Source organism: Paenibacillus sp. FSL R7-0272, assembly GCF_037969905.1.
Lineage (GTDB): Bacteria > Bacillota > Bacilli > Paenibacillales > Paenibacillaceae > Paenibacillus > Paenibacillus polysaccharolyticus.
Genome location: NZ_CP150221.1, coordinates 545,624 through 557,936, shown reverse-complemented (window position 1 = coordinate 557,936; position 12,313 = coordinate 545,624). Strand labels below are relative to the sequence as shown.

General features: G+C 48.2%; 9 protein-coding genes. 4 read left to right on the top strand and 5 right to left on the bottom strand.

The genetic code is table 11. The features are described from left to right. Positions 1 to 405: 405 nt before the first annotated feature. From MKY23_RS02565 to MKY23_RS02555, 3 genes are all read left to right on the top strand, one after another. On the top strand, positions 406 to 1,131 hold the full coding sequence (locus tag MKY23_RS02565) for an MBL fold metallo-hydrolase (protein ID WP_339835033.1): 726 nt from the start codon (positions 406 to 408) through the stop codon (positions 1,129 to 1,131). Continuing rightward, the gene (locus MKY23_RS02560) at positions 1,128 to 1,703 is read left to right on the top strand and encodes a TetR/AcrR family transcriptional regulator (protein WP_339835031.1); all 576 of its coding nucleotides are present in this window, start codon (positions 1,128 to 1,130) and stop codon (positions 1,701 to 1,703) included. Before MKY23_RS02565 ends, MKY23_RS02560 begins: the two co-directional genes overlap by 4 nt. A 1,001-nt stretch (positions 1,704 to 2,704) precedes the next feature. Then, on the top strand, positions 2,705 to 3,190 hold the full coding sequence (locus tag MKY23_RS02555) for a cytochrome c biogenesis protein CcdC (RefSeq protein ID WP_339835028.1): 486 nt from the start codon (positions 2,705 to 2,707) through the stop codon (positions 3,188 to 3,190). A 299-nt stretch (positions 3,191 to 3,489) separates the two neighbouring features. Here the strand turns inward: MKY23_RS02555 and MKY23_RS02550 are convergent, their stop codons facing one another. The 4 genes from MKY23_RS02550 to MKY23_RS02535 all read right to left on the bottom strand — a co-directional run bounded on the left by MKY23_RS02550 (position 3,490) and on the right by MKY23_RS02535 (position 7,870). Continuing rightward, complete coding sequence (locus MKY23_RS02550; RefSeq protein WP_090918707.1) at positions 3,490 to 4,503, bottom strand: NADP-dependent oxidoreductase; 1,014 nt, start codon at positions 4,501 to 4,503, stop codon at positions 3,490 to 3,492. A 362-nt stretch (positions 4,504 to 4,865) separates the two neighbouring features. Beyond that, positions 4,866 to 5,612: a type I methionyl aminopeptidase gene (gene map / locus MKY23_RS02545; protein WP_339835026.1), complete on the bottom strand. Its 747-nt coding sequence runs from the start codon at positions 5,610 to 5,612 to the stop codon at positions 4,866 to 4,868. 589 nt (positions 5,613 to 6,201) lie between these two features. Further along, the gene (locus MKY23_RS02540; protein WP_339835024.1) at positions 6,202 to 7,032 is read right to left on the bottom strand and encodes a protein kinase; all 831 of its coding nucleotides are present in this window, start codon (positions 7,030 to 7,032) and stop codon (positions 6,202 to 6,204) included. 139 nt (positions 7,033 to 7,171) lie between these two features. Continuing rightward, entirely contained in the window at positions 7,172 to 7,870 is a 699-nt protein-coding gene (locus tag MKY23_RS02535; RefSeq protein ID WP_339835022.1) for a hypothetical protein, read from the bottom strand. 558 nt (positions 7,871 to 8,428) lie between these two features. Between MKY23_RS02535 and MKY23_RS02530 the strand changes: the two genes are divergently transcribed. After that, complete coding sequence (locus MKY23_RS02530) at positions 8,429 to 9,382, top strand: L-lactate dehydrogenase (protein WP_145334020.1); 954 nt, start codon at positions 8,429 to 8,431, stop codon at positions 9,380 to 9,382. Between the two features lie 168 nt (positions 9,383 to 9,550). Here MKY23_RS02530 and MKY23_RS02525 read toward each other — a convergent pair whose 3' ends face one another. Then, a complete protein-coding gene (locus MKY23_RS02525) occupies positions 9,551 to 12,259 on the bottom strand; it encodes a PAS domain S-box protein (protein WP_339835019.1) in 2,709 nt (902 codons plus the stop codon). Positions 12,260 to 12,313 lie beyond the last annotated feature (54 nt).

Sequence of the window (12,313 nt, the reverse complement as noted above, 5' to 3'; positions counted from 1 at the left end):
ACACCGATGAACTTCATTCCAAGGTAAGTATAACTGTCATTATATGAATAACAGTTATGTTTGTCAACACTTGCTCCTGAACGTCATTTGATCTTAGATTTCCCTGTTATATCAATACTTACACTCTCTTGGTAATCTGCCGAACGCTGATTCAAAACTGTTGTTGAAAACGTTCTATGCATAAAAAAGTGAGCCTTTCGCTTCGCGAAGGGCTCCAATAAGATAGACATATGAAAGGGCTTACGTGATTATTATAATCGCTAATCTTCATTTTGAAAACGCTTTTTTTGTAAAGTTTGATTTTAAGCTGATTCAGGAGTTATCCGGTTATGATGAAAATTTATATTGCATAAACTAATGTCATTAGTTATATTACTAACATCATTAGTTTTAGGAGGATTTCCGATGCGGATCACCCGTGAATTCGATGTTCACCAAGTCACCTTTCTTCCCCGCCTCTTCCCTGTAAATGTCTATCTTGTTGAAGAGGAACAAGGCTTGACCCTGATTGATGCAGGCATGCCATTCAGTCTCAAAGGCATTCTGGAGACAGCCGCTTCCTTGGGGAAACCCATCACCACCATCATCCTGACCCATGCCCATGCGGATCACGTTGGGGCGCTTGATGGTCTCAAGGATGCGCTCCCCGATGCTGAGGTATGCATCTCCAGCCGAGATGCCAAGCTATTAACCGGGGATACATCGCTGTTGACGCACGAGCCGCAGACCCCGGTACGCGGCAGTTTGCCCAAAGGCATCCGTACGAAGCCGGATCGCCTGCTCGAAGATGGCGACCAGATTGGATCGCTGGTCGCTATTGCTTCTCCAGGCCATACGCCCGGGCATATGGCCTTCATGGATACACGCAGCCGGGTAATGATCGCCGGCGATGCGTATCAAGTGCGCGGGGGCCTCGCCGTGTCCGGCCGCGTGCGCCCGCTCTTCCCGTTCCCTGCGCTGGCCACGTGGAATCGCGAAGCGGCACTAGCCAGCGGGAAGCGCCTGGCGGAGCTGGAGCCGTCCGTGCTGGCCGTTGGCCACGGACGAATGCTTCGCCAGCCCGCGGCGGCCATGCGCGCGGCAGTCGCTGATGCTCAGCAGCGACTGCAACCAGCCGGGGGGCAGCGATGAGCCCCCGGCAAGGTCTGGATCGCGGCGCGTTGCTTGACGCTGCGATTCAGATCGTGGACAGCGACGGCTTTGAGGCGCTGACCCTGGCCGCTCTTGCGAAGCGGCTGGATGTGCGCTCGCCGTCGCTCTATAACCACATCAGCGGGCTCCCCGGGCTTCGCCAGGAACTAGCGCTGATGTCAGTGCAACAGCTTGGCCTTGCCGTAAACGAGGCTACGGCGGATCGCACCGGCGACGAGGCCATTCAAGCCATCGCCGCTGCTTATATAGGCTTCGTTCGCCAGCATCCCGGGCTCTACGAAGCCTCATACCATGCGCCCGACCTGAATGAACCGCAGCTCGCGGCATGCAAAACAGCTCTGCTGGACATGCTGCTGCATACCCTGCAGCCATATCCCCTCACCGAAGCGAAAGCATTGCATGCTGTTCGGGGATTACGCAGCCTCTGCCATGGTTTTGCCTCCATAGAGGCACAGGGCGGCTTCGGCATGGATTTCAGTCCGGACGATAGCCTGCGTCTGACCGTGTCCGCTTTTCTCCACGGGCTGCGCCACCTGTCCGAAGACATATAAATGAGGGCAAAGCTAAGTTTCCTAAAATATCCAAGCAAGAGAAAACCGCCGAGACACTCGTAAGTAACCGAACGAAACAAAATACTCTCGCTCGGAAGCTGAGCTACACCAAGTAATAGAAGTCTGTCTAATCAAACGAACTAAGTTTCCCGCACCGCTTGTAGCTCCTGGCTCACGCGGTGCCACTCTTCATGCGAAGCATGCCTACAACTAAGCTAACCTCCGTCGCTGATCCGTTGAATCTGTCCGACCTACTACAATTTCCTCTCAACAAAGTGAGACTTCCATGTGTCTGCCAGAATTCTAACGATCACCAGAGAGCTTATATGCCAGATAAACAGCCTTTTGGAATTCTAACGATCACCAGAGATGCTATTTTCTCAAAAAACGGTTAGAAACCATATAACAGACCGAGAATTCACAAAATAAGGTTTCTCCTGATCGTTAGAATTAAAAGGAGCAGAAAATGCGGCAAATAAGCTTCCTGGTGATCGTTAGCCTACATAGCTTGTGCCCAGGAACAGGAGCAGGAGGTTAATAAGTTTAGATACACCATCCCACGCCTGTCCATCTGTTGCAGTAATCCCTTCTTAGTGCAGCCATTAGTACATCTGTTAGTACATCTGGCTTAATTTCCTCTTATTCGAATAAACGACAACTCAGCGGGAACAATACTAGAGCGTGTCTTGAAACCTACTGAAGTGCATCTTTCCCCCTTTCCGCCCCCTGCTACGTCACTTTCCCTTGACGTGTCCCGATACGCCTGCGGGAAACTTCCTTGCTTGGAATGAACATTCGGCAAAATCAGCTTTCTTCAGAGTTTTCAGACACTTCCTACATATTTTCCTAACAAAAAACGATCAACATTGCCTGCATTTTTAAAAGATATGTGTTCTATCGAGTTCCTGTATTTGTGCTATAATAGGAACTGAAAAATCAGGTCTTTTTGTATCTTATCCGGTTGAACGGATTACATATCATTGTAGAAAGAGGGCGTTTACGTGGCTCAAATCTCTCCGTACTATCTTCAAATCGGGGCGACTGTTGGCATGCTTGTCATGGCCTTACTTGCCATCTTCATTCGTATGAAAGCCAGCCACCGGCCGGTCACCATCCGTAAAATTATTATTCCGCCGTTCGGCATGAGCACAGGCTTTTTTATGTTTGTTGTACCGGAGACCCATGTTCCATGGTTGTGGGCGCTCATCGCGCTTCTGGTCGGCTGGTTTATTTTCTCGTATCCTCTCATTCGCAGCACCAAGTTTGAACGCGTAGGAGAAGAGATTTTTGCCACACGTTCCCGCAGCTTTGCCTTCATTTTGCTAGGACTTCTGGCTGTACGCCTGATTCTGCATGAAGTCATCCAGCGATATGTCAGCATTCCGCAAACAGGCGGTCTGTTCTTCCTGCTGGCGTTCGGTATGATTGTGCGCTGGCGTGTATATATGTACAAACACTACAAGGAAGTGCTCGCTGTTCAGAACTAAACGGTAGCTAACCCCCCCCGGCACTACCCTGATTTTTATAGGTCTAGAGCAATAAGAAATTAAACAATCAAGGTATTAAGCATTTACCAATCACATCGATCACATCAACTTAGCGATAACATCAATCGACATCAACATCAATTTAAAAAGACACGTTCAACACACCATTAAAAGGTGCCAAGAACGTGTCTTTTGCTTGCAGGCTGCAACGACTTAATCAGAACTGTTATGCGGAAGCCGCTTTAATCGTTGGAATGAATGTACTCATCCATCAACCCAAGTTTACTCGCTCAATCCATCTATTCAGGGTCTGCAACCTTCACCAGCTGCTTGCCCAGATTATCTCCAGAGAAGAGTCCAATGAAAGCTTCCGGCGTCCGTTCGAAGCCGTCCACAATATTTTCTTCATACTGCAGCTTGCCTTCCTGAATCCACTTAGCAAGCTTAGCACGTCCTTCCTTGAAAGACTTCGTGTAGTCGCCCAGCAGAAAACCTTTCATCAGCGCCGTGTTCGTTAGCAGCAGTGTTTGTGGACGCATGCCGATATCCGGTTTCTCCAGATTATAAGACGAGATCTGTCCGCACAGCGGAATACGGGCATTCCGATTGATATGACGCAGTACAGCATCCGAGATATCGCCGCCAACATTGTCGAAGTATACGTCGACTCCGTCAGGACAAGCCTTTTCAATCGCTGCCGACATATCTTGCTCCGTCTTATAGTTCAGCACAACGTCGAAACCAAGCTTTTCTTTCAGATAGGTACATTTATCGTCAGAACCTGCGATACCAACCACACGCGCACCGACGATTTTACCGATCTGACCTGCGATCATCCCCACAGCTCCTGCCGCACCAGAGACCACAACGGTCTCTCCATCCTTGGGTTTACCGATATCCTCCATGCCGAAATACGCGGTCAAACCTGTCAGGCCCAATGCACCGAGATAAGCTGTAATTGGAGCCTCGTCCGAATCAATCAGCGACAGATCCGTCGTATTGACCGCAGCATATTGCTGCCAGCCCCACATCCCCGTCACCAGATCACCTTTGCGTAAATTGGGCTCGGATGATTCCACAACCTGCCCGATCGCTCCTCCCTTAATGACTTCATTCAGGGCGTACGGCGGTGCATAGGATTTCGTATCTTTCATTCGTCCCCGCATGTACGGGTCGACCGACAAATATAATGTACGAACCAGCACTTGCCCAGCTTCCGGTTCAGGTAGCGATGCCTCAACGAATTCAAAATTCTCTTTGGATGGAGCCCCTTCAGGACGGGACGCCAGTACGATCTGTTTATTTACACTCATTAAAATAACCTCCTGATTCCCAGTGGCTCCAAGGTCAGCCCTTGTCATCTGCAGTAACACAGGCACACCACTGGCTCTATGTTGATCTTCATAATAGTTTAAACCGAAACAGACGGATCACAAACGTGGGCCGCCCGAAATTATACAAATATCGTCACATTATCGTTCTAAAGCATGCTTCGTATCGTTTTTTCAAGTATCCTTATTAGGAATCTCAGTCACCCAGCCTTATAGCTTTTCTGAACTAAATTTACCACACAGTGAAAATGAATTAGCCAATAGTGAAATGACACCATCTTTTCATTCTGGGCGAATAGCCTTACATCTGTGTGTAGTCCACCCATCTGAATCCCTACCCCATCTTATTGCGCAGTCAGAATGACCGGTCCATCGGCTGTAATGGCAATGGTATGTTCATACTGAGCGGACAGACTTCCATCCAAAGTGCGTGCAGTCCAACCATCCGAATCCAGCTTGCTGCGGAATGTTCCGATATTCAACATCGGTTCAATGGTGATGACCATGCCCTCTTTAAGCCGCGGACCGCGATGCGGTGGGCCATAGTGAGGAACCTGCGGCTCTTCGTGCATCTTCTCTCCAATACCGTGTCCAATAAATTCACGAACCACGGACAGTCCTTCTCCTTCAGCATACGTTTGAATGGCATGTGAGATGTCTCCGATACGGTTACCGACAATAGCAAGCTCAATGCCTTTGTATAGAGAGTTTTTCGTCACGTCTAACAAATGTTGCCCTTCAGGACTTACATTTCCCACTGCATAAGACCAAGCCGAGTCCGCCAGCCATCCATCCAAATTAACGACCATGTCGATGGTAACGATATCGCCGTCTTTCAGCGCATATTTTCCCGGAAAGCCGTGACAGATCACGTCATTAACCGACGCACATGTCGCATAAGGGTACCCGTTGTATCCCTTTTGCTCCGGTATAGCGCCATTTTTCTTCATAAACGCCTCTGCAAACTGGTCAATCTCCTGTGTTGTGATTCCCGGACGAATCAGTTTTGCAATTTCTCTATGGCAGGCAGCCAGAATTTCTCCAGCTCTTCTCATTTGTTCAATCTGTTCTTTCGTCTTTATCGTGATCATGCCAACTACTCCTTGTCCGTTATGATCTTATCCTGTCTTCTATTGTAACGCGAAACGCTCAAAATAAAAAATTCCGATAACTGAAACAACATCCTATTATACGCCAAGCTGTGAATGAATGAGTATTTTTTTCTCCAAAAACACGAAACCCCTCTTGGGCAAGCTTCGTATTAGCATAAAAATAACTGAAAACGAAAGGATGAACGACTCATGTTTAAGAAGCTCATAGGCAAACTCATCGACTCCAAGTCCTCATCTCAACACAAACGTTACAGTTCTTCCAATAGACGTTCCTATAAAAAATACAGCAGTTCCTCTGGCAAACGCGGCTACAAGCGCTATTCCTCATCTGATATGAAGTACAGGGATCAGCGCCATGGATCAGGGTATTACAAAAGCAGAAAGTATAGCTCCAGCTAAACGATCGAATCTGATATGACTCTACGTCGGTCCCGACTTCAATCTCGCTTGAACCTGACTCTTAACCACCAGATATAACAAAGGGGTGTTCCATCGATACCGTACACACGGCCTTCGGAACACCCCTGCTTTTTAATTTTACATAAACTTCTACTCCGCTCTTCTGCTTCTACAGCAACGGTCTCAACCGATCCATCTCACGCTGCAACTCTCCTGCCCCGCCCTCATAACCCGGACGAAGCCCGAGAAGCCGCTCCAGCATCTCATGCAGTGCAGGCGTAAGCTGAAGCTCCTCCTGCCAGCTGGCAGGTGCGCTACCCTTCTGAGGCTCATAGGCCGAATACAGCATGAAAAGCAGAAAGTGACCAATATCCTGTAAATCCTGATCAGGTATAGCCGGTTCATCCTCAGGCTCAGGCACATCTTTCATTCGGCGTTTTAACTCTGGCAACAACGGCTCCCCCAAGCGTCTTGCCAGGCCAAAATCAATTAAATGCACTCGTCCCTCTCGTACAATGACGTTAGGGATTCGGATGTCGCCATGAATGAATCCCTGCTGATGTACATGAGCTATCGGAGCTAGTAGCTGACAAGCCAGTTCCACGCATTCACGCTCTGTATATTGCTGACCTTCTTCGAAGATCATTTGTTCCAGCGTCTGTCCCCGGACATACTCTGTCACCATATAATTCCGTCTTCGCACGTTAAAGGTATCCAGAAGCTTAGGAATTGCTGGATGATGCAGGTGCTGTAACACATCCGCTTCCCTGCTCAGCAGCCGCGCAGCAAGTCTGCCCTTACTCGGCTTCGATTCCTTCAACGCGACTTCTCTTCCCGTCTGCTGATCCACGCACAGATAGGTCAGTCCGTAACTCCCCATGCCTAGAAGCTCCCGTATCACATAACGATCCCCTATGATTATTCCTTGCCGCCCAGGACGGTCTGCAAATAATCCGATCAATCTTTGCCAGCTTCTCTCCAGCTCCACGTTGCCTCCCACGCCAGCTATCTGATGCCTGATCCAGTTTCCTGTCCTGTCATGAGAAACGGCTGATCAGCGGCTGGACTTCATGTTGTATTGGAGCTAATTATAGCAGGCTGTATATGTGAAATCACGATCACCCATAATGCAGATTCATTTAAGCTTCTTTATGTTTCTTTGGCATCAAACCAAACAACATACGGAGTGAAGTGATTTTAGACTTTCGTTTTCGCCCCTGATAGCTGCGCAAATTGGTCACGAGTTCGCGATCTCGTTCTTCCTCCAGTTTTTCGTTCATCCACTGACGTTGCTTCTCCATCTGTTCCTGGAGCGCAAGATGAGTCTCCGCCAGATGCTGGAGTGTCAGTTCCAGTTCATCCACCCGGTGCTGTAACACCTGCACGCGATCGTCCTCTTCCGGCTTGGGCTCAACTGCACCGTAGGTAACCTCACTTACAAGCTGGCCGAGTCCTTCATAAGATCTCAATTGCCCATACTGATCCACTTCCAACGGCGGTAATGGATTAGCTCCAGATAAGACCGTACTGGATGCAGCACACTCCTGCTCTGTATGCTCACGAATGGCTTGGACAGACTGCTGTTCTGTTTTCCCTTCTGCCGGGGATAGCACCGTAACCACTGCATCAGCTAGTGGCAGGTTATGCTCTCTAAGCTCCGTCATCAGACGTTCAATGCACTCGATATCATCGGATTTGAACAATCTGGACTTATTCGCAGAACGTTCAAAACGATATCCCTGCTCCTCAAGTGCTGCCGCATATTTACGAAGAGTACTGGCACCTATACCCAGGCTCTTGGCCGTTTCCGTCGTTGCTCCTACTTCTTCAATCATCATGAATTCCCTCCCGGTATGAAGTCTTTTTGGCTTGCAAAATAACGACTTTAGCGCTCCTGCAACGAACTGTCATCGGATCGGGTGACCTTTCTCTTTGCCAACAATGGACTGTGCACATGAAACCTTAAACGACTCCCAAACAACCTTCCTCAATGTAGCCCGCCAGTGCTTCTCTCTTGCATGTCGGTAAGTATTCGTCAATCCGCTTACAGAACCCTTTGACGGTTTAGTTCTGTTTCTGGGGATTCATAAGAACTTTTGTCAGGTATATATTCCGCATAAAAGTCCCTTCATCCGACAAGCTAGAGGAATGCTGTCGTGTCGAAAAAGGTACATGCAAATGCCGTCTAAATTTCGGAGTGCATCGAATTGATGTCAATTTTGTTAACTCCATTACTCCAATACGCTCCCGCGACAGAGGGAATCATTGCTGTATTGCTTTTTCATGTGTTATCTTATGTAACGTAGAATTGAATTTCAGCATAAAATAAAGCACTATACTTAACATAACAATAATCAAGTAATGGATAAATCCAATGTAAACGGAGGCTGAAGGCAGTGTTAGGCAAATCAGGGAAAGTGGCGGTCATCGGGGCGGGTCTTGTAGGTTCAAGTTGTGCATATTCGATGATCAATCAATCGATATGCAGGGAGATTATGATGGTCGATCGGACGTATGACCGTGCGGTAGCACAGGCACTCGATTTTTCCCATTGCATGGACTTTACACACAACCGAACGAAAGTATACGCAGGAACGTATGCCGATTGCGGCAGTATGGATGTCATCATTTTGACCGCTGGAGCCAATCCAAAGCCTGGACAGACAAGACTGGATGTTCTGGAGGAAGCAGAGTCCATTGCCAAAGATATCGTGGTTCCGATCATGAACAGTGGTTTTAACGGAATCTTCGTTGTCGCAGCCAACCCCGTGGACATTGTTACGTATATGGTATGGAAACTGTCCGGGTTGCCGCGTGAGCGTGTCATCGGGACGGGAACTTCGATCGACTCTTCACGACTCAAAACACTGCTCTCCGAGGTATTCTCCATCGACCCGCGCAGCGTACACGGCTACGCGCTCGGTGAGCACGGCGAGTCCCAATTCGTAGCCTGGTCCCATGTTACCATTGGCGGCAAGCCTATTCTGCACATTTTGGATCAACACAAGGAACGGTTCAAACATCTGGATCTGGACGATATCGCCAAAAAAACGAAAGATGCTGGGTGGGAAATTTTCACACGTAAAGGTTCAACCCAGTTTGGCATCGGGAATGCACTTGCCCATATTACTCGCTCCATCCTGAATGACGAGCATAAAATCATTGCTGTATCCGCGATTCTTGATGGCGAATATGGACAGCGGAATGTTTGTGCAGGAGTCCCTGCAATCATTGGGGAGGGCGGCATTCAAGAGATTATCGAATTAAATCTCGATCAAGCGGAGGTTGAGAAATTCGAGCGTTCCTGTGAAATTTTGTCCGGTAATATTAACCGCCTGACTATAGCCTAAGCCTTCGTAAATTCTGAGTAGGAACAGGTCTACACTGCGAGCTTGTTCCAAAATAGAACACAAAAAAACAACCTTCATTTCACCACACCGTGGACATGAAGGTTGTTCTGCTACACTATCTTTTTAATCCGTTGGGCTCAATCCAATGATCCACATATGAATCTCTACTTAACTAGGCCCAATCCGCGGCTCATCAGACGGTCCCCATTGCTGGAGGACCCGCTTCAGTTCACTTAGCATCACCGGCTTGCTGATAAAGTCCCGCATGCCGATCTCCAGACAGGCCTCTTTATCTTCCCGCCTCGAATTGCCCGTAACGGCAATAATCGGGGGAATCCGATCCTCAGGAATTAACCGATGTAACAGATTCGTGGCTTTCAGACCGTCCATTACAGGCATATGGATATCCATCAGAACAATATCATAGGCATTCTGCGAGATGGCATCAATCGCTTCTACACCATTCGTGCACACATCAGCCTCATAGCCCAATTTCTCCAAATATTCCTGTAAAATCTTCCGGTTGACCGGATGATCTTCTGCTACGAGAATACGCATAGCCACCTTGTCACTTTGACGTGTACGGTCATGCTGGAACTCACTTGCTGACTTTTCACCTGATGCTTCAACTCGCGTCGTCGGAATAGCAAACCGGAAAACGGAGCCTTCTCCTTCCGTACTCTCCACACTGATGCTTCCACCCATAATCTCAACAAGTCTCTTGGAGATCACCAGCCCAAGTCCTGTTCCGCCGTATTTGCGGTTAATTACTGGATGTAGTTGAGAGAACGACTGGAACAACTGATCCTGCTTGTCCGCAGGAATACCAATCCCCGTATCTTGCACAGCAAAATCCAGTACACTATCCTCAGGTTTGCTTCCTTTAATGATGTCCACCGTGACATCGATACTTCCCTGATCTGTGAATTTCAGCGCGTTGCCAACGAGGTTCACCAGAATCTGCCTTATTCGCATCGAATCCCCCGCCATATAATCAGGAATATTCGGGTTCAGACGAAAACGAATATCCAGATGTTTCTCGTCTGCTCGTGGCTTGAACAGCTCCGCAACCTGCTCCAGCATCTTGCGGAGCGAGAACGGCTCGAAGGCCAGGGCCATTTTACCAGACTCCAGCTTACTGAAGTCCAGAATATCATTCAGGATGTTCAGCAATGCATCGCCGCTCTCTTGAATAATCTGGGCGTACTCTCGCTGCTCCTCTGACAAGTCTGTACCCACCAATAGCTCAGTCATTCCTACAATGCCGTTCATCGGTGTCCGGATTTCGTGACTAACGCGGGAAAGGAATTCGGACTTGGCCTGTGCAGCCAGTTCGGCTGTCTCCTTGGCACGGACAATTTCACGTTCACCGGTAACGTCATTAAAGACAACGACCGCACCACGAATCTGGCCCTCGTCAATAATCGGAGTTACTTGATACTGTACGAGGAAACTACTGCCGTCTTTTCGCCAGAACACGTCCTCCGTCACTGAACGCGCATGTCCATCGAGCACCGTCATGTGAATCGGACATTCTTCTTTTGGAAAATAACTTCCGTCTGCACGCGTGTGATGGATAATCGGGTGTGAACTTTTACCAATGAATTCATGAGCTTCATAACCGAACATGGATGCCGCAGCCGGATTCATGAACATGGTAATGCCATCCGCATCGAGACCGTAGATTCCTTCGGTAACGGTATTGAGGATCAACTCATGCTGCTTGCTCAGCTCCTGAATACGCTCCGTGTACTCCTTGCGCTCCGTTATATCTGATACTATACCGTAGACACCAACTACTTCGTTATCTATAATAATCGGCACATTCGTTACCGAAACTTCGATCTTCCGGCCACTGGAATTTACAACACGAGTCTCATAGTATTGAGGCTTCCCCTGCTTCACGAGCTCAAATCCAGTTTCCCCCTTCTGCCGTTCTCGTTTATCCAGGTTCGACAGAAAGGACTGTCCGATGAGTTTGCTACGCGGAATATCAAGCATTTGCACCATATTGCTGTTCACAGCACTATAATTCCCTTCCAGATCGAGGGAGTATACCGCAGCTGGATTATATTCAAACAATGACTTGTACCGCTCACGGCTTTCGCGAAGACGTCTGTCAGCATCTTTCTGCTGGGTAATATCCCTGCTAATGCTCACAATTTGCGTTATTTTGCCATGTTCCCCGGTCACGGGCTTCGCCAATGTCTCCATCCAGATGTAATGCCCATCTTTGTGTAACACTCTCATCTTGCAGCCATGACCAATATTAGAAATGAGCAAAGGGTCCGGATAATCTCCCGGGTAACAGTAGGATTTAAATGATTTCCCTGCGACTTCCTCCGGCTCATAACCAAGCAGTGCACGAACAGATGGAGAGACATACAAGAGTTCACCATCTATAGCACAGGTTGTAATCAGATCTTGCGCATGTTCGGCCAATACCTGATATTTCTCTTGAGTCTGTTGCAGTTCCTGTTCGATGATTACTTTATCCGTCACATCCTTGGCAATACCATAGATGCCAACGACATCATCACCTTCTGTAATCGGTATATAGGTCACCTGTGCATGTTTCACAGAGCCATCTTTATGATAAAAAGCCATCGCTTCGCTGACTGAACGTCCAGCCAGAACATCTTCGATGAATTGCACTCTTCTATTTTCACTCTCAGGCGGGCTGATGCGATCCCGACTCACCCCTGCAAGCTCTTCAATCTTGTAGCCAGATAACCGTTCAAACGAAGGGTTAGCATCGATGTGATTCCCTTTAATGTCCATCACATAGATGGCATCCGGGTGATTAAAAAACAATGATCGGTAAGAGCTACCCTCAGAAATAATTCGTTTCAGGGTTTCCGTTTTATTATGATCCAAAGGCCTACCCCTCTTTTCTCAGCCAAAATCTTCTTTCTTCATCACATTACATAT